The 24,941-nt window shown below is 30.8% G+C and carries 21 protein-coding genes and 2 pseudogenes; 10 read left to right on the plus strand and 13 right to left on the minus strand.

Going from position 1 to position 24,941, the window contains the following annotated elements; all coding sequences use genetic code 11:
* Window positions 1–54: 54 nt before the first annotated feature.
* Window positions 55–825: a zinc ribbon domain-containing protein gene (locus PG912_RS04680; RefSeq protein ID WP_275688666.1), complete on the minus strand. Its 771-nt coding sequence runs from the start codon at window positions 823–825 to the stop codon at window positions 55–57.
* Window positions 826–828: 3 nt separating this feature from the next.
* Window positions 829–1,923, minus strand: a complete 1,095-nt coding sequence (locus PG912_RS04685) for a Nif3-like dinuclear metal center hexameric protein (RefSeq protein WP_275688667.1) — start codon at window positions 1,921–1,923, stop codon at window positions 829–831.
* A 50-nt stretch (window positions 1,924–1,973) separates the two neighbouring features.
* Here PG912_RS04685 and lpxK point away from each other — a divergent pair, with 50 nt between their 5' ends.
* Complete coding sequence (gene lpxK / locus PG912_RS04690; RefSeq protein WP_275688668.1) at window positions 1,974–3,011, plus strand: tetraacyldisaccharide 4'-kinase; 1,038 nt, start codon at window positions 1,974–1,976, stop codon at window positions 3,009–3,011.
* Here lpxK and PG912_RS04695 read toward each other — a convergent pair.
* From PG912_RS04695 to PG912_RS04720, 6 genes are all read right to left on the minus strand, one after another.
* On the minus strand, window positions 3,004–4,989 hold the full coding sequence (locus PG912_RS04695; protein ID WP_275688669.1) for a GTP-binding protein: 1,986 nt from the start codon (window positions 4,987–4,989) through the stop codon (window positions 3,004–3,006). The genes lpxK and PG912_RS04695 overlap by 8 nt on opposite strands.
* Before the next feature lie 26 nt (window positions 4,990–5,015).
* Window positions 5,016–6,077 carry a mannose-1-phosphate guanylyltransferase gene (locus PG912_RS04700; RefSeq protein ID WP_275688670.1) on the minus strand — a complete coding sequence of 354 codons (1,062 nt, stop codon included), beginning with the start codon at window positions 6,075–6,077 and terminating at the stop codon, window positions 5,016–5,018.
* 39 nt (window positions 6,078–6,116) lie between these two features.
* Window positions 6,117–6,716, minus strand: a complete 600-nt coding sequence (locus tag PG912_RS04705; RefSeq protein WP_275688671.1) for a SprT-like domain-containing protein — start codon at window positions 6,714–6,716, stop codon at window positions 6,117–6,119.
* 48 nt (window positions 6,717–6,764) lie between these two features.
* Complete coding sequence (locus PG912_RS04710) at window positions 6,765–6,953, minus strand: hypothetical protein (protein WP_275688672.1); 189 nt, start codon at window positions 6,951–6,953, stop codon at window positions 6,765–6,767.
* Between the two features lie 88 nt (window positions 6,954–7,041).
* Window positions 7,042–7,485, minus strand: a complete 444-nt coding sequence (locus tag PG912_RS04715; RefSeq protein ID WP_275688673.1) for a hypothetical protein — start codon at window positions 7,483–7,485, stop codon at window positions 7,042–7,044.
* 11 nt (window positions 7,486–7,496) lie between these two features.
* On the minus strand, window positions 7,497–8,177 hold the full coding sequence (locus PG912_RS04720; protein WP_275688674.1) for an SDR family NAD(P)-dependent oxidoreductase: 681 nt from the start codon (window positions 8,175–8,177) through the stop codon (window positions 7,497–7,499).
* A 72-nt stretch (window positions 8,178–8,249) separates the two neighbouring features.
* Between PG912_RS04720 and PG912_RS04725 the strand changes: the two are divergent.
* Both PG912_RS04725 and PG912_RS04730 read left to right on the plus strand, forming a co-directional pair.
* Window positions 8,250–9,532: pseudogene (locus PG912_RS04725) on the plus strand (amidohydrolase family protein).
* 72 nt (window positions 9,533–9,604) lie between these two features.
* Window positions 9,605–10,633: a hypothetical protein gene (locus tag PG912_RS04730; RefSeq protein WP_275688675.1), complete on the plus strand. Its 1,029-nt coding sequence runs from the start codon at window positions 9,605–9,607 to the stop codon at window positions 10,631–10,633.
* On the opposite strand, the gene PG912_RS04735 is transcribed toward PG912_RS04730, so the two are convergent.
* Window positions 10,620–12,122 carry a hypothetical protein gene (locus PG912_RS04735; RefSeq protein ID WP_275688676.1) on the minus strand — a complete coding sequence of 501 codons (1,503 nt, stop codon included), beginning with the start codon at window positions 12,120–12,122 and terminating at the stop codon, window positions 10,620–10,622. The two genes, PG912_RS04730 and PG912_RS04735, sit on opposite strands and share 14 nt — an antisense overlap.
* Window positions 12,123–12,168: 46 nt before the next feature.
* Window positions 12,169–13,209, minus strand: a complete 1,041-nt coding sequence (locus PG912_RS04740; protein WP_275688677.1) for a glutaminyl-peptide cyclotransferase — start codon at window positions 13,207–13,209, stop codon at window positions 12,169–12,171.
* A 184-nt stretch (window positions 13,210–13,393) separates the two neighbouring features.
* On the opposite strand from PG912_RS04740, the gene PG912_RS04745 reads away from it, so the two are divergent.
* The 4 genes from PG912_RS04745 (at window position 13,394) to PG912_RS04760 (ending at window position 16,902) form a co-directional block, all read left to right on the plus strand.
* Entirely contained in the window at window positions 13,394–13,645 is a 252-nt protein-coding gene (locus PG912_RS04745) for a type B 50S ribosomal protein L31 (RefSeq protein WP_218772987.1), read from the plus strand.
* Between the two features lie 93 nt (window positions 13,646–13,738).
* Complete coding sequence (locus PG912_RS04750; RefSeq protein ID WP_260584706.1) at window positions 13,739–15,253, plus strand: FMN-binding glutamate synthase family protein; 1,515 nt, start codon at window positions 13,739–13,741, stop codon at window positions 15,251–15,253.
* A gap of 44 nt (window positions 15,254–15,297) precedes the next feature.
* Window positions 15,298–16,386 (plus strand): class I SAM-dependent methyltransferase, encoded by a 1,089-nt coding sequence (locus PG912_RS04755; RefSeq protein WP_275688678.1) that lies wholly within the window; start codon window positions 15,298–15,300, stop codon window positions 16,384–16,386.
* 231 nt (window positions 16,387–16,617) lie between these two features.
* Window positions 16,618–16,902, plus strand: a complete 285-nt coding sequence (locus PG912_RS04760) for a hypothetical protein (RefSeq protein ID WP_275688679.1) — start codon at window positions 16,618–16,620, stop codon at window positions 16,900–16,902.
* A gap of 66 nt (window positions 16,903–16,968) precedes the next feature.
* Here PG912_RS04760 and PG912_RS13785 read toward each other — a convergent pair whose 3' ends face one another.
* Window positions 16,969–17,529: a hypothetical protein gene (locus tag PG912_RS13785; RefSeq protein ID WP_408648408.1), complete on the minus strand. Its 561-nt coding sequence runs from the start codon at window positions 17,527–17,529 to the stop codon at window positions 16,969–16,971.
* Window positions 17,516–19,816, minus strand: coding sequence for an aminomethyl-transferring glycine dehydrogenase (gene gcvP, locus PG912_RS04765; protein WP_408648409.1), 2,301 nt, complete (start codon window positions 19,814–19,816; stop codon window positions 17,516–17,518). The genes PG912_RS13785 and gcvP overlap by 14 nt, the downstream gene beginning before the upstream one ends.
* A 131-nt stretch (window positions 19,817–19,947) precedes the next feature.
* On the opposite strand from gcvP, the gene PG912_RS04770 reads away from it, so the two are divergent.
* Together PG912_RS04770 and serA are read left to right on the plus strand one after the other, a co-directional pair.
* A complete protein-coding gene (locus PG912_RS04770; RefSeq protein WP_275688680.1) occupies window positions 19,948–20,760 on the plus strand; it encodes a hypothetical protein in 813 nt (270 codons plus the stop codon).
* A gap of 98 nt (window positions 20,761–20,858) precedes the next feature.
* Window positions 20,859–22,748, plus strand: a complete 1,890-nt coding sequence (gene serA / locus PG912_RS04775; RefSeq protein ID WP_275688681.1) for a phosphoglycerate dehydrogenase — start codon at window positions 20,859–20,861, stop codon at window positions 22,746–22,748.
* Window positions 22,749–22,791: 43 nt separating this feature from the next.
* Here the strand turns inward: serA and PG912_RS04780 are convergent, their stop codons facing one another.
* Window positions 22,792–23,529 carry an IclR family transcriptional regulator gene (locus PG912_RS04780; RefSeq protein ID WP_275688682.1) on the minus strand — a complete coding sequence of 246 codons (738 nt, stop codon included), beginning with the start codon at window positions 23,527–23,529 and terminating at the stop codon, window positions 22,792–22,794.
* Window positions 23,530–23,682: 153 nt separating this feature from the next.
* Here PG912_RS04780 and kynU point away from each other — a divergent pair.
* A pseudogene (gene kynU, locus PG912_RS04785) lies at window positions 23,683–24,941 on the plus strand (kynureninase).

The following is a 24,941-nucleotide window of genomic DNA, read 5'->3' on the forward strand; positions in this document are numbered from 1 at the left end:
CAATAAAAAAGCTCTCGAAAACGAGAGCTTTTAAAATATATGTAAAAAAAAATATTAAACAAATAAGTTGTCAATTTTTTCTTTTTCTTCTTGAGCTAAAGCTGCATCTACTAAGATACGACCACTGTGCTCATCGATTGTAATTTTCTTACGGTTCGCAATTTCTAACTGTACCTGAGGCGGTATTGTAAAGAAAGAACCACCAGCAGCACCACGCTCAATAGCAACAACAGCTAAACCGTTTCTTACTTTTGTACGAATTCTGTTATAAGCAGTTAATAAATGATCATCGATAGATTTTGCATATTCGATAGATTTTTCTTTTAGTAATTGTTCTTCTTTCTCAGTTTCTTTTAAAATAGCATCTAATTCATTCTTCTTGTGAGTTAAATGAGTTTCCTGCTTTTTTAATTTCTCTTTAGTAGTTTCAACAACTTCGTTCTTCTGAGCTATTTTAACCTTGTATTCTTTAATTCTCTTTTCAGACAATTCAATTTCTAATTCTTGAAATTCAACTTCTTTTGTTAAAGAATCAAACTCACGATTGTTACGAACATTTTTTTGTTGTTCTGCGTATTTTTCGATTAAAGCTTTAGATTCAGTAATAGCCAATTTCTTATTGCTAACATCAGTATCTATACTAGTAGCTTCTTCTTTTAACTTAGAAAGTCTTGTGTTTAATCCGGCAACTTCATCTTCTAAATCTTCAACTTCTAAAGGTAATTCACCACGAACATTTCTGATTTCGTCAATTCTAGAATCGATTAACTGTAAATCATATAACGCTCTTAATTTTTCTTCTACCGTTACTTCTTTTTTTGCCATCTGTTATATATAGTGTATTGGATTTGTACTTTTTTCACTTAAAATAATCGCAAAAGTACTAAATTTTTTACGAAGATAATCACTCAAAAGGTTTTTTGTAAACTGTTCACTTTCATAATGTCCAACATCAGCAAGTAATATTCTTTTTTCAGCTTTAAAAAACTCATGATATTTAAAATCAGCACTAATATAAGCATCTGCATTCAATCTCATGGCATTTTTTATGGCAAAGCTTCCTGATCCGCCTAAAACTGCAACTTTTTTAATTGGTTTATCTAATAACTCAGAATGTCTAACACAGTCAGTTTTAAAAGTTTTCTTAACAAAAGTTAGAAATTCTTTTTCATTCATAGGGTTTGCTAATTCACCAAGCATTCCCATTCCTACATTTTGATTAGAATTGTTAAGCGTTATAATTTCATAGGCAACTTCTTCATACGAATGAAAATCAAACAAAGCTTTTAAGATGTTTCCTTCTAAATAACTATTAAAAGTTACTGAAATACAGGTTTCCTTTTCAAGCATGACTTCCCCTTTTTTGCCAATAGTTGGATTCGAATCTTCTCCACCTCTGTAACTTCCTTTACCTTCTACATTAAAAGAACAGTTATCATAATTACCAATACTTCCTGCTCCGGCATTAAAAAGTTTGGTACGTAATTTTTCAGCTTCTGCAATCGGAACATACGTAGTAAGTTTCTTTATAATTCCTTTTTTAGGAATTAATGTTTTGCAGTTTTGTAAACCTAAAACTTCGCACATTTTAGCGGAAACTCCATTGTTTACGTTATCTAAAGCAGTATGTGTAGCATAAATAGCAATGTTGTTTTGAATTGCTTTTAAAACAACACGTTCTACATAATTATTCCCATTTATTTTTTTCAACCCACTAAAAACAATCGGATGAAAGCTTACAATTAAGTTGCAGTTATTGGTAATAGCCTCATCAACGGTTTCTTCTAAAGTATCAAGCGTAACTAAAACTCCAGTTACTTTTGTGTTATAATCACCTATTAATAAACCTACATTGTCAAAATCTTCAGCGTACGCAAGTGGTGCTAATTTTTCAATATAGTCAGTAACATCTTTTATTTGCATAATTTAAAATATCTTGAATCAAAGTTAAGATTTTTATTACTTTTGATGTAATGAAATTACTTCGATTTTTATTATTTCCGTTTGCTGTATTATACGACCTAATTACAACGATTCGTAATTGGTTTTTTGAGTTAGGTTTATTAAAATCTACCTCATTTGATATTCCGGTTATTGTAGTCGGAAACTTAAGCGTGGGTGGAACAGGTAAATCGCCTCAAATTGAATATTTGATAAGGTTATTAAAAGATACACATAAAGTTGCTGTTTTAAGCAGGGGTTACAAACGGAAAACAACAGGTTTTCAGATTGTAAATATTAAACATTCTGCTGCCGATGTTGGTGATGAACCTTTACAATTTTTTAAAAAATTCGGAAAAGAAGTAACAGTTGTTGTTGATGCTGATAGAACAAACGGAATTCAACAATTATTAAAAAGTGATGTTTCGCCGCAAGTTGTTTTGTTAGATGATGCTTATCAGCATAGAAAAGTAAAAGGAAGCAGTTATATTTTGTTAACGAAATATGACGATTTGTATGTGGATGATTTTATTTTACCTACCGGAAATTTAAGAGAGAGTAGAAGAGGAGCAAAACGTGCAGCTATAATAATTGTTACGAAATGTCCTGAGAATTTATCAGAAGTAGCTAAAGAAAAAATCAAAACAAAAATTAATCTTAGTAAAAATCAACAGTTATTTTTTACGACTATTTCTTACGATGAAAATTTAAAAGGAGCAGAGTCTGAACTTACCATTGCTGATTTAAAGCATAAAGATGTTTTATTGGTTACAGGAATTGCAAAACCTAGTTCGTTATTAAGTTTTTTATCAAAAGAAAATATCAATTATAAACATTTAGAATATGCAGATCATTATGATTTTAATGCGCAAGATATTTTAAAAATCGAAAAAACATTTAATGATTTACCGTCTGAAAATAAGATAATCTTAACAACAGAAAAAGATTATATGCGCTTAAACGGAAAGATTGATAATTTGTGTTATATAACTATTAAAAGCACTTTTTTATCAGATGGAGAAAAGTTTAATCAGTTTGTGGTGAATCATGTTAAAAACAATATTAAATAACGCGTTCATCAGCTTTATAAGCACCACGACGGTGTAAAATCCATTGTGCTTCATCTAAAGGGTTTACCCCTTTAAAATCTTTTGTTTTACCTTCTCCTTCTGGGCAAACAGCATATTTATCAAACACGGTTCTTAAACGAAGCCTTCCGCTACAAATAGTATTTAATTTAATGCTTAAGTCTAAAGAGGTTGCCACGGGTATGGTTCCAGATAAGATTACTAAATCTTGATCAAAAGTAGGAGAACTTATAATAGCTCTTCTATTTGTAAGTTCTGAAATTAATTTACCTAATAATTCTTCATTGGTTTTTATTTCAAAACGCAACAAAGGTTCTAATAAATGTGTACCTCCGTTTTGTAAACCTTTCATTATTCCCATTGGTGTTGCTAAATTAAAATCACCAGGTCTAGAATGTACATTATGATCCTCTCCTTTAATTAAAGTAATTTTTACATCGGTAACATTCCAACCTAAAAGACCTTGTTCTAAAGCTTTTGGAATTGTTCTTGCTATTTCATTTTGATATTTATTATGAACATCATTTTTAGAAACAATTGATTGATAGGTAACTCCAGAATTTAAAAGAGCGGGTTCAATTAAAAATGTCATAATTGCCCAGCAAGGTTTCGGCATCCAATAACGAATATAACCTTCGGCGGCTTTAGTTATTGTTTCTTTATAAACGATTTGAGGATCTGTAAAATTTACAGCAATATTAAAACGTTCTTGTAATAAATGGGTGAGTACTTCTATTTGCATATCTCCCATCAATAAAAGAATTAACTCTTTTTCGGGCTTATGCCATTTAAACTGTAAACTCGGATCTTCTTTATCGATAATTAATAAAGCCTGAGCAAGGGCATTATAATCTTTATCGTTAATGGTAATTACTTGTACGCTTAAAACGGGAATGTTTAATTCAGGTAAGGTTGGAATCTCTGAAGGATTTCCTAAAATATCACCTGCTTTTGTACCTAAAACTCCAGTAATTATGCCAATGTCTCCTGCTGTAATATTAGTATCTAAATGTTTTGTAAGATGAAATACTTTGGTCTGATTAATTTTAGTTTCTAATCCTTGTGTATGATTATTAATAACCGATTTGGCAGATAATTCACCCGAAAAAACTTTTACATGTGCCATTGCGCCATGAACTTTATGATGTTCTAATTTATATACATAAGCAGCAACATCTTCAGAAATATTTTTTTTTCTAGGTTTGATAAAATCAACAATTCCGTTTAATAATTCCTCAACACCAATATTGTTTTTAGCAATACCTGTAAAAACAGGAACTATGATATTGTTTGAAGTACTTTTTGCAATTGTGTTTAAATAGACTTCATCAGAAAAATGAATTCCGTTTAAATATTGTGTCAACAGTTTTTCATCGGTTTCTATGAGTTCTTCAGTAATAGCTTCTTTTTGCTCTTTACTAATTTTATTATTGTTAAAAACTTCGGTTATATACGCAGAAGTTAAACCTTCGTCATGACTCGTAGAAATAGCTACCGTTTTATATTGTAGCTCTTTTTTTATTTGTCGTAAAACTGCTTCTGTATCTGCACCTGGTCTATCTATTTTATTGATAAAAATTAGCACAGGTATTTTTAAATCATGCAAAGCGTCTACTATTGTTAAAGTATGTGCTTGCACTCCTTCAACAGCCGAGATTACTAAAGTTACAGCATCAACAACACAAAGAGTTCTTGCAACCTCACTAGAAAAATCTACGTGACCAGGAGTGTCAATTAAGTTAATTTTAGTGTTTTTCCAATTAAACGAAGTAGTAGCGGCTTTAATCGAAATTCCACGTTCTTTTTCTAAAGTTAAACTATCTGTAACCGCAGATCCTTTATCTACACTTCCTATTTTTCTAATAGCACCAGCATGATATAATAAGTGTTCTGTTAAGGTTGTTTTTCCGGCATCAACATGCGCCAGAATACCTATGTTAAGAATGTTAGAATACTTCATTAATTAGTGTGATGCTTGGTGTAGAGTTAAAATTTCTTAGTAGCGGCTGCGCTTATTTGTTTGATGTCTTGCTCATCTTTTCGCGGACAAATTAAAAGCACTCCATCTTTTTCAACAACTATAAAATCATTTAAACCTTGAATAATAACCTTTTTACCGCTTTCGGTGCGAATCATATTTCCGCTTGCATCTCTAAAAATGGTTTCAGCACCTACAACAGCATTTTTTTGATCGTCTTTTTCTAATTTATTATACAAAGAACCCCAGGTACCAAGATCATTCCAGCCAAAATCTACCGGTAAGATATGCACGTTGTTCGAGCGTTCCATAATTCCGTAATCAATAGAAATATTTTCACATTTTTCGTAATTACTTTTAATAAAGTCAGCTTCTAAATCAGTATTATAAATAGTATTTGTGCCTTCTAAAACCGCTAACATATTTGGTAAGTGCTTTTTAAAAGCGGCTAAAATACTTTTGGTAGACCAAATGAAAATTCCTGCATTCCATAAATAATCACCACTAGCTATAAATTCTTTTGCAGTTGCTAAGTTTGGTTTTTCAGTAAAGTTTTTTACCTTTTTTATATCCGAAGAACTTTCTTTAAACTGAATATATCCATAACCAGTATTTGGGGTATCTGGTTGAATACCTAGCGTCATTAAAGTGTTATTTTTTGCAGATGCTTCAAATGAAGTTTTTATGTTGTTTAAAAACTCGGTTTCATCCTCAATCCAATGATCAGAAGGCGCAACCAACATAACAGCGTCTTTGTTTTGAGCATGAATTTTTAAAGCAGCATATAAAATACAAGGAGCTGTATTGCGCATTGCCGGCTCTAATAAAAGTTGTTTTTTGGTAGTTTTTGGTAATTGCTCTAAAACCAAACTTTCATAGCGTTCGTTTGTAGCAATTAAAATATTTTCAGCCGGAATCAAAGCATTAATTCGGTTAAAAGTACGCTGAATTAACGATTCGCCCGTTCCTAACATATCATGAAACTGTTTCGGATATTCTTCTGTGCTTACTGGCCAAAAACGAGAGCCAATACCACCAGCCATAATTACTGCGTAATAATTTTTATTCATAAAAACGTATTATCATTCCTGAAAAAACAGGTGTTTTGTTTATGTGCTTGAAGCTACTAATTTCACCTCTGCATTTTGATTAAAAAGATATACTCTTTTGTTCGTTAAATTTAAACATTCATAACGAGTTCTGCGTTTGTTTCCTCTTTTATATAAGGTGTCTTTAAACTGAAAAACACTATCAACAGGAATTTGAAAGATAAAATTCTTTCCGTTTTCAGCTTCGCCACCGCGTAGCGCTAATGATAAGTTAACATCAGTATCGGTACTTGCTTTCGGGTTTTTAAGATAGTTAGCCAAATAAGGTAATATTTCCTTCGGATAAATATCTGGTTGTAAAAAAGGCAACATTAAATGCTGAAAAACTGTTTTCCAATGTTTGCCATGAGGTTGTACTCGCCCAAACCTTTTATGCGTAACATGATGCGCAATTTCATGAATTAAAGTTAATAAAAACTGAAATTCGTTCAAATTATTATTAACCGTAATTTGTGTTTGTCCGTTCGGAAAAGTCCTAAAATCACCATGTTTAGTTTGTCGCTGATTTACAATTTTAAGATTGATTTTATGCTCGTTAATTAAATACTCAACTAACGGAATTGCTTTTTCAGGGATATATTTTATAAGTGTTTTGTACAAAAAGTAAACTAGTTTATATTTAGAGAAATAAAGTTTTATAGGTGGTTGTTAATTGCAATACTTTCTTTTTAAATTCTGAGCTTCATCATAACTATTATATCCAATTAATAACAATCCTTCAGTACAATTTATTTTTTTTGCTTTTAATTGTTTCCCGATATATTCTTCATATTCTTTAAACTTTCGGTATTGCTCAGGAATCAATTTAATTGATTTCTTTGAATCTATATTAATCAATTTTTCATTAATAATTATTTCATATAAATTTCTTTCTAATACTTTTAAATGAGTTTTATTTTCAAGTTTAAAATTAAATGTTCGAATTTTAGAGTTGTGAGTTGTGAGTTATAGTTAAAGAATTACTTATACCTAAGCTCCTTTTTTCAATAGGACCTCTATAACTTACATTGATTAGTTGGTCATAATAAGCATCTATTTGTAAATCAAATTGAGTTATTTCTTCATATTTAATTTTTTCATCATAATTTATGATTAACTCATTTTTATCAAATTCTAAGAAACCTTTTTTATTACTTTTAATTTTTTCAAAATCATAATATTGATAAAAATAATTAAATAAATAAGCAGAGAATCCACAGAAAACAATAAGGAATAAAAAGCCATATCCAGTATCAATCAAGAAAATGTCATTATAAATATAAATAAAAAATATTCCAATAATAATTAAAGCTAAACTACATAAATTAATAGTTTCAGTATTAGATTTCTCTCGTTTAATAATTTTATAAACAAATGCTTTGAATGTCAAAAATATTTTTTTTATGGCGTTGAACTAGATACTTCTAGTACTTTTCCGTTGTAAAACTTGTTTCCAGTTAAGGCGAAATCAAAAATATAACTTGCCATTTCTTTTGCTGATAAAGGAGCAACATAACCAGGAAAAGCTTCTTCTAACATTTCAGTTTGTACGGCACCTAAAGCCAATACATTAAAAGCAATTTGTTGCTCTTTGTATTCTTCAGCTAATAATTCAGACAAAGTAATTACTGCTCCTTTTGCAGAGCTGTAAGCGGCTAAACCTGGGAATTTCATGCTTCCTTGTACTCCGCCCATAGAACTAACTGTAACTACATGACTTCCTTTTTTGAAAAAAGGAATCAATAGCTTTGTTAATTCGGCAACAGCAAATACATTTACTTTATAAACCTCCTCGAAATCAGCTGTAGTTAAATCTATAAAAGGCTTATTTACCAGTTTTCCTGCGTTGTTAATTAAAACATCAACAGTTTTCCATTCTTTTTTAATGAATGATGTTGCTTTGTTTAAATCGTCATTATTAGATAAATCGACAGCTATCGTAGTAATGTTTTTATGATTTATTTTTTCTAACGGACTTGTATTTCTTGATAAAGCCAATACTTTATGTCCTTCGTTAGCAAACTGTTGCGCTAGTTCAAAACCAATACCTCTACTAGTTCCTGTAATTACAATATTTTTCATTTAATAGGATAAGTTAAACAAGCAAGCTACTTAAAATTTTCATACATTTATAGTTCAAACTAAATTTTTATCATGAAAAAAAATAGCTTTTTACTTTTGTTTTTATTGATTATAACTTATTCTTTTAGTCAGAACACTTATGTATTATGCGGAAGGTTAATTGATACAGCTTCAGGAGAAATTCAAACAGAAAAAACAATTGTTGTTAATGGCAATAAAATTACACATGTTAAAAATGGCTATATAATGCCAAGAGATAAAACATCTAAAACAATAGATTTAAGAGATAAAGTTGTAATGGCTGGTTTGATAGATATGCATGTGCATATTGAAATGGAATTTGATGCTAAAACACGCTTAAATAAATATACTTTAAACGAAGCAGATGTAGCTTATAATTCTGTTGGTTTTGCAAAATCAACTTTGTTAAACGGATTTACAACGGTAAGAGATTTAGGAGGAACGGGTGTAAATATTTCAATAAAAAAAGCAATCGAAGCTGGAAAAATACCTGGCCTAGAGTTTTTACAGCGGGTAAATCATTAGCAACTACTGGTGGTCATGCAGATCCTACAAACGGAAGCAGTCGAGTTTTAACTGGTAATCCCGGATCCAAAGAAGGAGTTGTAAATTCGGTTGAAGATGCTAAAAAAGCGGTACGTCAGCGTTATAAAAATGGAGCAGATTGTATTAAAATTACAGCTACAGGAGGAGTTTTAAGTGTTGCTAAATCTGGTGATAATCCACAATTTACTATTGAAGAAGTGAAAGCAATATGTGATATGGCTAAAGATTACGGAATGCATGTAGCGGCACACGCACACGGTGATGAAGGAATGCAACGTGCAATAATTGGTGGTGTAAAAACTATTGAACACGGAACTTATATGAGTGATGAAACGATGGAGTTGATGAAAAAGCACAACGCTTTTTTAGTGCCAACAATTACAGCAGGAAAAGAGGTAGAAGAGAAAGCTAAAATAAAAGGATTTTATCCAGATATTGTGGTTCCGAAAGCATTAGCAGTCGATCCTAAAATTCAAGGAACATTTGCAAAAGCATATAAAAAAGGTGTTGGAATTGCATTTGGTACAGATGCAGGTGTTTTTAAACACGGTAACAATGGTAAAGAATTTGGCTACATGGTAGAAGCAGGTATGCCAGCGATAGAAACGATTCAGTCAGCAACTATTACGAATGCTAAAATATTAAAGATGGAGAACGAAATAGGGCAGGTTAAAAAAGGTTTCTTTGCTGATATTATAGCTGTAGACGAAGATCCAACTAAAAATATTAAAACAATGGAAAACGTTGTTTTTGTAATGAAAAACGGAATCGTTTATAAGAAAAAATAGTTGTAAGAAAAGTGTAACAAATTAAGAGATTAAACAACTAACTTATAGATGCTAATTGTAAAGTTAAAGACTATGAAGCAATTGTTTATTTCTCGTAATTATCTGTTAGTTTTTGGAGTTCCATTACTATTAATGTCAATATTATTTTTAGTAGTAAACTCATCAGTATTTGTAAAATATCCAGAAGAACTATCACTAGGTATTACTTTGGATTTATTATTTACAATTCCACTTGTTTACTTTTTAATTATAAGAAAAAAGGAAGTTCCTAAGGTTACTGTTGTTTCTTTATTTATAATCGGAATTGTTATTGCGAGTTTTATTATTCCAAAAGAGCATCAATCGTTTTTATCTCAAATTAAAAATTTCATTTTACCAGTTGTTGAGCTAGGTGTTTTTAGTTTTCTGGTTTTCAAAGGAAGAAGAATAAGGCAAGAATTAAAAAGCAAATCAAGCAATAATTTAGGTTTTTATAACGCTATCCAATTAGCAACTAGTACTGTTTTTCCAAATAAAATAGGAGAGTTGTTAGCTACCGAAATTTCTGTTATTTATTACGGATTTTTAGCTTGGAAAAAGAGAGAGTTAAAAGAAAATGAATTCTCTTATCATAAAAACAGTACTTCAGTTTCAATTCTTTTAGGTTTAATTTTAGTTATTTTAATTGAAACCATTGCTGTTCATGTATTAGTTGAGAAATGGAGTGTTATTGTAGCTTGGATATTGACTGCTTTAAGTGCTTATACATGTTTGCAATTATTTTCTCTAATGCGTTCTTTATCTAAGATTCCTACAGAGATTGATAGAGTAAGCAAGGTTTTGACTTTAAGATATGGTTTTTTTTGTAAAGCAATAATTCCTTTCGAAAATATAAAAGATGTTGAGGTGACTGAGAAGGATTTACCAACTGATAAAAGTATTGTTGCTTTCTCTGTTTTAGGCAGTTTAGATGCTCACAATGTTATTCTTCATTTAAAAGAGAAAGCTGTCTTTAATAGCTTTTATGGAATACAGAAAACGTATACTTCTTTGGCTTTTTATATAGATGATAAACATCAATTTAAAAATGTTTTAGAAGAAGGCTGTATTAATCAAAAGTAATATGCTGATATGCACCAATATCAGGATTTGTTGTTCTATTAACGCCTAAAATATCTTCAGAAATAGCGGATGCTTTTGCTTTGTTAATAGCATCAGAATTTTTACCAATCATAAAATGATTTAAAGAAGTGTCTTTAAAGTTAGGTTCTCCGTTTAAAATAATATTTTGATAATGAGTAGCATCATTAAAATTCAACTCGTTATTGCTAGCAAACGAATCATTAAAATCATTAAACTTAATCATAGAGTTTTCAATATTATAATTAAAATCACTATCGTTATTTTTATCCAAAATAAATTCAATATTATTGTTACCTTCAATAATACAGTTGGTGAAGTTAGCAGCAATTAAATCTCTTGTTGCTGTTACTTCTTCGTTATTTCTATTAAGAAAATTAGTGTAATTATTTACTAAAACTGTTGGTAGCTGACGGAAATTATTGCTCCAATAATTAGCAAAAGTTACATGTGTAAAATTATAAGTCCCTCCAAAAGTACAAGCCAAAGAAGATTGCCCTGCGTTACCTATAACGATGTTTTCTCCTTTAATATTAGTATCTCTTCCTAAGATTCCATAATTAGAATTGTTATAAATTTCAGTATTTTTTATTGTTAGGGTAGGTGAGGTTAAGGTTCCAATGCTATCAACTAAAACACCGATAGTCCCGTTTTTTATTAGTGCATGATTAATTTTATTTTCTTTACTACCAGCACGCATCCAAATAGTACCCCATTGACCAGAAATATTACTAAAACGATGTTCTAATCTATCTCCTTCAAAAACTACTTTTTCGTTAAGTGTTCCGTTAACTTCTAAGCTCCCTTTTGTGTCAACAATTAATCCTGAATTTTTATGAAAATGAATTTTAGCACCTGCATTGATAGTTAATTTTTTATCCGAAGGAATAGCAGCATAACCGTAAATAACATATGGTTTTTCATCAGTAAAAGTTAATTCAGCATCTGTTAAAAAACGACCTTGAATTTTAGAATCTTTTCCATCTATAGTTAAGGTTTCAATTCCCATACTATTTTTTGATGGGAATATAAAAGTAGCATCTTGCACTAAAGTAATTAAATCAACATTTTGCTGCTTATTACCGTTGTCAAATAATAATTTATCTGTGTATAAAGGATCTGAGGTTGTGTTAAAATCAATGGTGGTTTCTATAAAAACATAAATGCTGTCATTCGCTAAAATATCAATGTCGTTAAAGTTTTTACCAGGTATTCCGTCAACATTTAAACGATAGTTAGAGTTGTTTCCGTTCTCTAATTTAATTTCAGGAATTGTAATCGGTTTATTACTTCTATTGTATACTTTTAAATTATAGGTAGCTGAACCTATGTTAGAAAAAACAGTATCTAAAAAAATGGTGTCTTTAGAAAATTCAAGTTTACCAAAATTAGGAACAGTGTTAAAATCTTTTCTACATGAGCTTATAGCAACTAAAATAAAGATAGCTAAAATTTGAAGGGAATATCTCATATATAAAAGTCGACAAGTATTTAATAAAGGTTAAAAGATAAAGATATTATTTTTTAATTAATTCGATTTCAAATAGTTTGCCCCAATGTTTTCCAGTTACAAACAAACGGTTGTTTTCTTTATCGTATGCAATACCATTTAAAACATCATCGCTTGGTTCTAGTTCCTGATCTTTAGCAACGATATCTCTTAGTCCATTTAAATTAGCAACCCCCTCAACAATTCCTGTTTTTGAGTTGATGATTACAATTGAGTTTTGTTGCCATTTATTGGCATAAATTTTTCCGTTGATTAATTCGATTTCATTTAAGTTGTCAACAGGGTATTTATTGGTATATACTTGAATATTTCTTTTTTCAGTTTGATTTTCAGAATTTAAAAACCAAATTTTATTTGTTCCGTCCGATTTTATTAACTCAGTTTGGTTGTGCGTTAATCCCCAACCTTCGTTACTGTGATTGTAGTCAAATTCCCCAATTTGTTTAAAAGTATTTAAATCATACACAAAACCTTTGCGAGCTTGCCATGTTAACCAATACACTTTATTGTTAAAGATTGTCATTCCTTCACCGAAGTATTCTTTATCTAAATCAATTTTTTGAAGAACCTCACCTGTTTTTAAATCAACTTTTCGTAAAGTTGATTGTCCTTTACGACCTGTAGTTTCGTATAAAAACCCATCTTTATATTCTAGTCCTTGTGTATAAGCATCTTTGTCATGAGGAAAAGTATTTATAATATTATAAGAGTAGACAGCAGGAGCGTTTTTTGCTAAAATTTCAATAGCATTTTTAACTTTTTTAGATTTGTTAGGATAAAAAGCCAATGCAGTAACCGCATGTTTACCAACACCAAAATCGGCTGTATTAACTGTTAAGCTTGTTTCGTTTTTGTTTACACGCTTATTATTAACAAATAAATGAACAGAATCAATTTTTTCACCTTTAAGTTGTTCAAATTTAATTGCAGCCTTTTGTCCTAATATAGTTTTTTTAGAAGTATTTAACTTAAATTTGTACTCAGAATTACTACAAGAAGTAATTGTAATTATTGATAAAGCTATAGCAAAGTATGTATAAATGCGCATATTTTATAGTTTGAATTCTAATTTATTCGTTTACACTACAAATTAAAACAATTTATTTGTTTGAAAATTAAAAAATATGGTTAAATTTGCATCCTCAAACAGCTAAAACCATTTTTAGTGTAAAACTTTACCATTTTTACAACGTTTGATAAAAAAACAAAACAATATTTAAAAGTCATTTAAGATGCGTAAAGGAATACATCCAGAAAATTATAGAATGGTAGCTTTTAAAGATATGTCTAACGGAGATGTATTTTTAACACGTTCAACTGCTAACACTAAAGAAACTTTAGAAGTAGAAGGAGCTGAATATCCATTAATCAAATTAGAAATTTCAAGAACTTCTCACCCTTTTTATACAGGTAAGTCTAAATTAATTGATACAGCAGGACGTATTGATAAGTTCAAAAATAAATACTCGAAATTTAAAAAATAATTTCAAGTATCTACAATATTTAAAAGCTCTAACTCATGTTAGGGCTTTTTTTGTGTTAAAAAACACGTATTTTAGCCTATAAAATTTTCAAAAATGAGAGATACGATTCTAGCTGTTGTTATTGTAATAAATGTACTGTGCGGAGTATTAGTTTATTTTATTCCAGATATGGGAAATTATATTCTGTTAACCATTGCATCAGCGGTAACTGTATTAGCTTTGTACGATGCATTTATTCAGCAAAAGCATTCATTAATGCGTGCTTTTCCAATAGTAGCTCGTTTACGTTGGGTTTTTGAAGAAGAACGTGAAAAAATTCAACAATACTTTATTGAAGATGATTTAAGCGGAACGCCGATTAATCGTGAAAAAAGAAGTATTGTTTATCAACGCTCTAAAAAAGAAATAGAAACGGTTCCTTTTGGTACGCTTCATAATGTGTATAAAAAGGGATATGAATTTGTAAAGCATTCCTTATTCCCTAAAGATCATCATCATATTAAAGGGGAAAGAGTTTTGATTGGTTCTGATAAATGCATCCAAAAATACGATGCTTCTATTGTTAATATATCAGCAATGTCTTTTGGGTCGTTAAGTAAGAATGCTATTAAAGCTTTAAATCAAGGAGCAAAGATGGCTGGTTTTGCGCATAATACTGGTGAAGGTGGAATATCACCATATCATTTACAAGGAGGAGATTTAATTTTTCAGGTAGGAACAGGTTATTTCGGTGCAGGAAAAAGTGTAGATGGTAAGCGTGTTTTTGATGCTGCTATTTTTAAAGAAAATGCAATTCGTCCAGAAGTAAAAATGATTGAAATTAAATTTTCACAAGGAGCAAAACCTGGGCATGGAGGTATTTTACCAGCTAAGAAAAATACGGAAGAAATTGCAAAAATACGGTCGGTAATTCCTTTTACAGATGTGAATTCGCCTCCAGGTCATTCAGCTTTTTCTAATTATAGAGAAATGATTGTTTTTATTCAGGAAGTAAGAGATTTATCCGAAGGAAAACCTGTAGGAATTAAATTTTGTGTAGGAGATAATGATGAAATTGAAGCAATGATAAAAGCTTTTGCTGAAGCTAATAATTATCCTGATTTTATAGCAGTCGATGGAGGAGAAGGAGGAACAGGAGCAGCACCCTTAGAGTTTTCTAATTATATCGGTACTCCGTTGTTAGAAGGATTGGTTTTTGTAAGTAAAACATTGCAAAAGTATCAGTTAAAGGAGCAGATAAAAATAATAGCAAGTGGTAAGGCAATTGATGCTTTTGATATTATTAAATACAAAGCCTTAGGTGCTGATGTTGTTGGTATGGCACGTAGTTTTATGCTGAGTTTAGGTTGTATACAAGCGCGTGAGTGTAATTTAGATACTTGCCCTGTTGGGGTGGCAACACAAGATGAAGATTTGGTAGCGGCTTTAGTGGTTGGCGATAAAAACATCCGTGTTAAAAATTATCACGACAATACTATTGCAGCAGTAAAAGAAATTGTTGCAGCAATGGGAAAAGAATCGATTGCAGATGTAAAAGCGCAGCATGTTTTTAGAAGAGATAAAGCAGGCGATATTACATCGTTAGATAAAATTTATGAGTTACATTAAAGTTATTTCTTTATTAGGAATAATATTTTCAAAATAAAAGAGTATTGGAAACAAAATTAGAGTTTAATTCAAAAGAATATCAATTAGAGCGCTATCCGAAAACCGATGATAAGTCTTTGCGTGCCTGGAGTAATGCTGAGTTGTTAATTCTTGATTATATTTCGGATAAAAAGATAGCTAATATTCATTTGTATAATGATAGGTTTGGTGTTTTTAATACTGTTTTAAATGATAAAAACCTCACCACTGTTTGGACGTATGCAAGTCAGCAAAAAGCAATTAACCAAAATTTAAAGTTAAATAACCTGGTTTCAGATAGTGTTTACAAAACACCTTTAGATGATTTAGATAAAGTGTCGTTTGCGTTATTAAAAGTTCCGAAGTCGTTGGAATTATTTGAGTTGTTTTTACAGCAGATTCATAAAGCTTCAGAGGAGGAAACAATTGTTGTGTGCGGATTTATGACCAAATACTTTTCAGTGTCATTTTTAAAAGTTGCTGAACAGTATTTTGATGAAGTAATCCAAAGTAAGGCTTGGAAAAAGGCACGTTTATTAATTCTTAAAAAGCCTAAAAAAATAGTTAAGTATAGAGAATTGATAAATGAAATACAGTGGAAGAAAGACTTATGTCAATTTTACGGAGTATTTTCTGCTGGTAAGGTTGATATTGGTACTCAATTTTTATTAGAAAATTTAAAAGTGCAACCCAATGAACTTAAAGTATTGGATGTTGCTTCTGGTAACGGAATTATTGCTTGTGAGGTTGTGTTGCAAAACTCTAATGCAGAGGTGACTTTAGTTGATGATTTTAATTTAGCAATTGCTTCTTCTCAATTGAATTTAAAAGGGGAAAAAGCACAGTTTATTTGTGGAGATAATTTAGAGAGTTTAGGGAAAGAGAGTTATGATTTAGTAGTTTCTAACCCACCTTTTCATTTTGAACACGAAAATAATATAGAAGTAGCGTTATCCCTTTTTAAAGGAGTGAAAAATTGTTTAAGATCCAACGGACGTTTTGTATTGGTAGCGAATAAGCATTTGAATTATAAAACGCATCTAGAAATTCTCTTTAAAGAGATAATTATTGTCGCTGAAAATAAAAAATTCGTGGTGTATGAATGTGTATCGTAATATATGAGAATTTAAATAGAACAAAAAACAGCTTTTAGTGTGCTTCTAAAAGCTGTTTTTATTTACGAATTTAATTTTATATTATTAGGTTTAATAAATTCAATAATATTTTAAGTGAAAGTTGTTAACAATTAATTTCATAAGTTATCAACACTTGTTAATAAAAATTGTATATTTGTGGATTGATAGTAGCGTTATACGTTACGATAACCCCCAAATTCCCCCAGTTATATGTTTTTAGAGAAAACAACATTAGTTGATAATAAGCAGAGTAAAATTTTAGAGTTTCCTAAAATTAACGTGTTAGAGCATAAAATAGAACAGGTAAACGAATTTATAAGGCAACGGAAAGTCTTTTTTTTAAGAAATTTAAATAAAGAAAAATTCGAAATATTTTTTACCGACCATACTGGACTAAAAAGAGTAGAAGCCTCTATTTGGACTGTTTCTGAAAAAGCAATTATTCTTAAGAATACAACAGTAGTTCCGTTTAGTGATATTGTTGCCGTAGCTTAAAAATAAAAATCCCACTCTTTATAAGAATGGGATTTTTTTATTATTATAAAAAGATTTATTGTCTTTTTAGTCCATGTAATCTTCAATAGGGTTACAAGAACAAATTAAATTTCTATCACCAAAAGCATCGTCTACTCTACGAACAGAAGGCCAAAACTTATTGTCAGCAATATATGGTAAAGGAAATGCCGCTTGCTTACGAGTATATGGTAAAGTCCATTCATCAGCAGTTAACATCTCTTGTGTATGTGGTGCATTTTTTAAAGGATTATTAGCATCTTCTTTAGTCGCGTTTGTAATTTCTTTTCTGATAGCAATCATTGCATCGCAAAAACGATCTAATTCAGCAACACTTTCAGATTCTGTTGGCTCAACCATAATAGTTCCTGCAACAGGAAAAGAAACGGTTGGAGCGTGAAAACCGTAGTCCATTAAACGTTTTGCAATATCAACAACTTCAATTCCATTTTCTTTAAAAGAACGACAATCTAAAATCATTTCATGTGCAGCTCTGTTCATTTCTCCAGAATATAATGTTTGGTAATGCTCTTGTAAACGCTCTTTAATGTAATTTGCATTTAAGATGGCGTTATGAGTAGAATCGGTTAAACCATCAGCTCCTAACATGGTAATGTATCCATAAGAAATTAAACAAGCTAATGCAGATCCCCAAGGAGCAGCAGAAATTGCAGTAATTGCGTTTTCGCCTCCAGTTGAAACTATAGGGTTTGTTGGTAAGAATGGTACTAGTTGCGGAGCAACACAAATTGAAGCCAACTCCAGGATCACCACCACCATGTGGAATAGCAAAAGTTTTATGTAAGTTTAAGTGACAAACATCAGCACCAATCGTTGCAGGATTTGTCAATCCTACTTGAGCATTCATATTTGCACCGTCCATATAAACTTGACCGCCGTTATCGTGAATAATTTGCGTAATTTCCATAATGGCTTTTTCGTATACTCCATGTGTTGATGGGTATGTAACCATTAAAGCAGCTAAATTATCTTTATGTTTTTCAGCTTTAGCGCGTAAATCTTCTACATCAATATTTCCTCTTTCATCTGTTTTGGTAACCACTACTTTCATCCCAGCCATAACTGCAGAAGCAGGGTTGGTACCGTGGGCAGATGCAGGAATTAAACAAATATTTCTATGAGCATCGTTGTTAGATTTGTGATAAGCTCTAATTACCATTAATCCAGCAAATTCTCCTTGTGCACCAGAATTTGGTTGTAAAGAAGTACCCGCAAAACCAGTAATTACATTTAATTGATCTTCAAGATTTTTTAAAACTGTTTGATATCCTTCTGCTTGATTTAATGGTACAAAAGGGTGAATATTTCCCCATTGAGGATTGCTTAAAGGTAGCATTTCAGAAGCTGCATTTAACTTCATAGTACATGATCCTAAAGAAATCATTGAGTGATTTAAAGCTAAATCTTTACGTTCTAATTTTTTAATATAACGCATCATTTCAGTTTCTGATTGATACGTGTTAAATACTTCGTTATCTAAAAATGAAGTATTTCTTTTAATATTAGCAGGAATTACATCCGAAGAAGTAAATTCAGTAATTGTAATATCTTGAATATTAAAGGCTTGTTCAAAACAATCAACAATTGCATTGATTTCTTTTAAGCTAACAGTCTCGTTAACAGAAATTGAAATATGATTATTATCAATATAGTTAAAGTTGATGTTGTTAGCTTCTGCAATAGGGCGCAATTTACTTGCTTCAACTTCAATTAAAATAGTATCGAAATAAGCATTGTTTTTTTGCTTAAAGCCTAAACTTTCTAAAGCTGTAGCTAAAGTATTTGCAGTAGCATGAACTTTATCAGCAATGTACTGTAAGCCATCTTTTCCGTGATAAACAGCATACATACCCGCCATAACAGCTAATAAAACTTGTGCAGTACAAATATTAGAAGTTGCTTTTTCGCGTTTAATATGTTGCTCTCTAGTTTGCAATGCCATACGTAAAGCACGACCGCCATCAACATCTTTAGTAACACCAATAACACGACCAGGAAGGCTACGTTTGTAAGCTTCTTTTGTTGCAAAATAACCTGCGTGAGGTCCTCCATAACCTAACGGAATTCCGAAACGCTGAGTAGTACCTACTACAACGGCAGCACCAAATTCAGCAGGAGCTTTTAATTTTACTAATGATAAAATATCAGCAGCAACGGCTACTTTTATGTTCTTTGCGTTACAGTTTGCAACAAAGTCAGTATAATCACAAACTACACCATGTTTTCCTGGGTATTGAATAATCGCACCGAAAAATTCTTCAGAAAAGTCAAATTCTTCATGGTTTCCAATCACTAACTCAATTCCGATAGGAATGGCACGTGTTTGTAAAACCGATAATGTTTGTGGTAAGATCTCTTCAGAAATAAAAAATTTATTTACGCCTGCTTTTTTCTGAGCACGTTCACGTACATCAAACAATAAAGCCATTGCCTCGGCAGCAGCAGTTCCTTCATCTAATAAAGAAGCATTTGCTAATTCCATTCCTGTTAAATCACAAACCATTGTTTGGAAATTTAACAAGGCTTCTAAACGACCTTGTGCAATTTCTGCTTGGTAAGGAGTATAAGCGGTATACCAACCCGGATTTTCTAATATGTTACGTTGAATAACACTGGGTACGATTGCCTCATGATATCCTAAACCGATATAACTTTTAAATACTTTATTTTTAGCACCTAATTCGTTAATATGATTTAAATATTCATATTCGCTCATTGCAGGAGCTAAATCTAATCTGTTTTTAAGACGAATATCATCGGGGATGGTTTCGAAAATTAGTTGTTCTATGCTGTCAGCTTTAATAGTTTCTAGCATTTGTTTATGATCCTTTAAACGTGGATCAATATGTCTTAGTTGAAATGAATTTGTGTTCATTCTGTGTTGTTTGTTTTTAGTGGCTCAAAAATACTGAAAATTGTATAATTTTTATAGTATATTTTTTCTTTAAAACTGATATTTTATTAACTAAATGCAGGGGTTATAAACATAAAAACTATTTTTGTGTAATGAAGGTTTTAAAAAAACTACTCGATTTTTATATAAACGCTAGTCTTCATGTGGCTTTTGCTGTATATGCTTTTGTAAGAATTACTGAGTTATATTTTGGTTTGGCATATAATGAACCGTTAGATTTTTTTCTTTTTTTCGGAACAATTACTGGGTATAATTTTGTAAAATATGCAGGAGTTGCCAAATTACATCATAGAAGTTTGACAACACATTTAAAAATAATTCAAATTTTTTCTTTGATTTGTTTTTTAATGATGTGTTTTTATGCCAGTAAATTAAGTATTAAAACCTTACTTTTTTTTACACCTTTTTCGTTGTTAACATTGTTGTATGCAATTCCTTTTTTAAGCGGATTTCAAAAAAATCTAAGAAGTATCGGATATTTAAAAATTGTAATTGTAGCTTTTGTTTGGGTAGGAAGTACTATTTTTTTGCCTCTTTTTGATGTAGGCATAGATTTTTCAATATCGTTTTATTTAAGTGCAATGCAACGATTTTTATTAGTGATGGTTTTAATTTTACCTTTTGATATTAGAGATGTAAAGTACGATGCAATTTCATTGCAAACAATACCTAAGAAAATTGGCATAAAAAAAACAAAAAAACTCGGATATATATTGTTGATTTTTTGCCTGTTATTAGAGTTTGTGATAGTACCAAATGCTAGTTTTAGAACTGTTTTTTTATTGGTTTTTATAACTGTTTTAATATTGCTGATGCGATCTTCAGAAGAGAAATCTAAATATTATAGTTCCTTTATAGTAGAATCGATTCCTATAATTTGGTGGTTATTATTGTTAATAGCTTAGTTTTTTTGTTAACAAAACAACGCAAACCTTTTCGAAGATTAATGCCTTTTTTATTAATTTGATTTGTATTTTTGGTTGCTTATCAGTAATAAATTACGATGGCACCAAAAAGAAGTTTTGTTTTCGATTTTGATAGTACGTTAACAAGCGTAGAAGCGTTAGATGTTTTAGCAGAGATTACTTTAGAGAAAGATCCGAAGAAAGAAGCAGTTATTCGAAAGATTATCGAAATAACGAATCAGGGAATTGATGGAGAAATTTCCTTTCCGCAATCTTTAGAAAAACGCATCCAGCTATTAAATGCTAAAAAGGCAGATTTACCAATTCTTATTAACGAATTAAAAAAGCATGTTTCCACATCAATCGAAAGAAACAAAGAATTTTTTGAAAACTTTTCAGACGATATTTATGTGATTTCAGCAGGATTTAAAGAATTTATAGATCCGATTGTAGCTGAATATAATATTCCTTCCGAAAGAGTATTTGCCAATACTTTTCAGTTTGATGAAAATGATTTAATTGTTGGTTTTGATGCTGAAAATTCACTTTCAAAACACAACGGAAAAATTGAATGTTTACAAAATTTAAACTTGCCAGGAGAAATACAAGTAATTGGTGACGGTTATAGTGATGCAGTAACAAAAAAAGCAGGTGTTGCAGATACTTTTTTTGCGTATACCGAAAATGTATCTAGAGAAAAAACAGTAGCCAATGCCGATCATATTACACCTAATTTAGACGAATTTTTATACCTAAACGATTTGCCAAGAAATATCTCATATCCAAAGAACAGAATTAAAATATTATTATTAGAAAACGTACATGCTGATGCTTTTACAAAATTAACTGCTGATGGTTTTTCAGTAGAAACAGTTTCAAAAAGTTTGTCAGAAGATGAATTAATTGATAGGTTAAAAGATGTGCATGTTTTAGGTATTCGATCTAAAACACAAGTCACCAAAAAAGTAATTGAAGCAGCCGAAAAATTAATGGTTGTTTCAGCATTTTGCATTGGTACAAAACAGATTGATTTAGAAGCTTGTAAAGAAAACGGAGTGGTAGTTTTTAACGCTCCATATAGCAATACACGTTCGGTTGTTGAGTTGGCAATTGGCGAAATTATTATGCTAATGCGTAGCGTTTTTCAAAGAAGTACCGAATTGCATAACGGTCAGTGGAATAAAACAGCGCAAGGTTCTCGTGAAGTTCGTGGTAAAAAATTAGGAATCGTAGGTTATGGAAACATAGGTAAGCAACTATCTGTTTTAGCAGAAGCTTTAGGAATGGATGTGTATTACTATGATGTTGAAGATAAATTAGCCTTGGGTAATGCAACTAAAATTTCAACATTAAAAGAACTATTAAATTTATCAGATGTTGTTACTTTACATGTTGATGATAATGCTGCGAATAAAAATTATATAGGAAAAGAAGAAATTTCGCAGATGAAAGACGGAGTTCATTTTGTGAATCTTTCTCGTGGATTTGTAGTGGATATTGAAGCGTTGGTTGATGGATTAAGATCTGGTAAAATTTCAGGTTGCGCAGTAGATGTATATCCAGAAGAGCCAAGAAAAAATGGTGATTTTTACACCCAATTAAAAGGTTTAGATAATGTGATTTTAACTCCGCATGTTGGAGGAAGCACAGAAGAAGCTCAAAAAGATATTGCCGATTTTGTTCCGAGTAAAATCATGGCGTATATAAATTCAGGAAATACTGTAGATGCCGTAAATTTTCCAAATATAAGACTGCCACGTCAAACAAATGCACACCGTTTTTTACATATACATAAAAATGTACCGGGTGTAATGGCAAAAATTAATAAAGTTTTGGCTGAGTATGAATTGAATATTACTGGGCAGTACTTATCAACAGATGCTAAAGTAGGGTATGTAATTACGGATATTGATAAAGAATATAATCAAGAAGTATTAACAGCGCTTCGTAAAGTAGCTGGAACAATAAAATTTAGAGTTTTGTATTAAGATTCTTTTTATAAAGAATCAAAATCTTGTAGTGGTTTTTCAATTAAGGATGCGCCTTTTTGTAAGATTGAAATGTAGTTTTGTACGTTTTCGATTTTAAAACGACTTGAAGGCTCGAAGCACTAATACTTGCAATAGTATTTCCTTTTTTATTATAAATAGGAATTGCAATACAGATTAAGCCTAATTCTAACTCCTCTAAATCTAAAGCATACCCTTGTTTTTTTATAATATGTAATTCTGTTTTTAGATCTGAAATTTTGGTAATTGTTTTTTTAGTAAATTTAGTAAAATTGTTGTTTTTAAAATATTTTTCTTGCTTATCAATAGAAGAAAAAGCTAATAATAATTTTCCTGAAGCAGTTGCGTGAATTGGTTGATAAGAACCAATTGAAGTACTTATTTTTAATCCTTGAAGGCTATCTGCTTTATTAATATAAAAAACCTGATGCTCTTTTAAGATGCTAAGTAAAACTGTTTCTTGAATTTCTAAGGCAACATTTTTTATTGGTTGATTGGTAGCTGTAATAAGTGATTTATATAGTGACACGCGATTACCTAACTCAAAAAGTTTGCTACCTAAACAATATTTTTCATTTTCATTTTGATGTATAACATTTAAATAAACCAAAGTGCTTAATAATCTATAAGTTGTACTTTTGTTGTAACCTGTTTTATTAGCTAATTCGCGTACACCCCATTCTTTTTTATCATCTGTAAAAGCATCTAAAACCGTAAAAGCTTTTATAATTGATTGGTTTAAATTTTTGTTCTCAATCATTATTTTTTGAAATCATTTTTGCTAATATAATAAAAAAGTGTAAATTTATAAAACACCGTTTCATTTAATGAAACACTTTTGTTTTTTTGATTTGTTTATAAATCAAGTATCTTTAGTGTTTAAAAGAAAGGTTTTTTAGAAATAAAAAGAAGCATGTACAAAGCAACACTCGATTACGCACAACAACAAGATAAAAAAGATAAATTAGCGCATTTACGCAATCAGTTTCATATACCTAAAGATAAAGAAGGTAACGAATGGTTGTATTTTACAGGAAATTCGCTGGGTTTACAGCCTAAGAATACTCAAAAATACATTCAACAAGAACTAGATGATTGGGCTAATTATGGAGTAGAGGGGCATTTTGAAGGAAATACACCTTGGTTGCCTTATCATGAGTTTTTAACGGAGAATATGGCGAAAATAGTGGGCGCAAAACCACTAGAAGTTGTGGTGATGAATACGCTAACAACTAACTTACATTTGTTAATGGTATCTTTTTATCAGCCAACAAAAAAGAAATATAAAATTGTAATTGAGTCGGATGCTTTTCCTTCGGATAGATATGCAATGCAATCGCAATTAAAATTTCACGGATTTGATGCCGAAGAAGGTTTGATTGAATGGAAACCGAGAACGGGAGAAACATTATTAAATATTGAAGATTTAGAAACGATCGTTGCTGAGCAAGGAGATGAAATTGCGTTACTATTAATAGGAGGCGTTAATTATTATACCGGTCAATATTTAGATTTAAAACGAATTGCTGAAATAGGACATTCAAAAGAATGTTTTGTAGGGATTGATTTGGCACACGGAGCTGGTAATATTTCTCCTAATTTACACGATTCTGGAGTAGATTTTGCAGCTTGGTGTACTTATAAGTATTTAAATTCAGGCTCGGAAGTTTAGGAGGATTGTTTGTGCATGAAAAGCATGCACATAATAAAGAATTACCACGTTTTGCTGGTTGGTGGAATCATAATAAAGAAACACGTTTTAATATGCGTCAACCTTTTGATGTAATGGCAGGAGCAGAAGGATGGCAATTAAGTAATCCGCCAATATTATCAATGGCTGCGATTAAAGCTTCTTTAGATATGTTTGCTGAGGTAGGAATGGAAGCATTACGAGAAAAATCAGAAAAATTAACAGGTTATTTTGAATTTTTAATCAACCAAATTGATTCAGACGATATTAAAATAATTACGCCAAGTAATCCAAAAGAGCGCGGTTGTCAGTTGTCTATTCAAGTAAAAAACGCTGATAAAAGTTTACATAAAAAATTAACAGAAAACAATATTATAACCGATTGGCGAGAGCCAGATGTTATTCGTTGCGCGCCAGTGCCAATGTATAATAGTTTTGAAGATGTGTTTAGAATGGTTTCGATTTTAAAAGGATTGTTGTAG

Origin of the sequence: Tenacibaculum retecalamus (genome assembly GCF_027941755.1) — a bacterium.
Lineage (GTDB): Bacteria > Bacteroidota > Bacteroidia > Flavobacteriales > Flavobacteriaceae > Polaribacter > Polaribacter haliotis_B.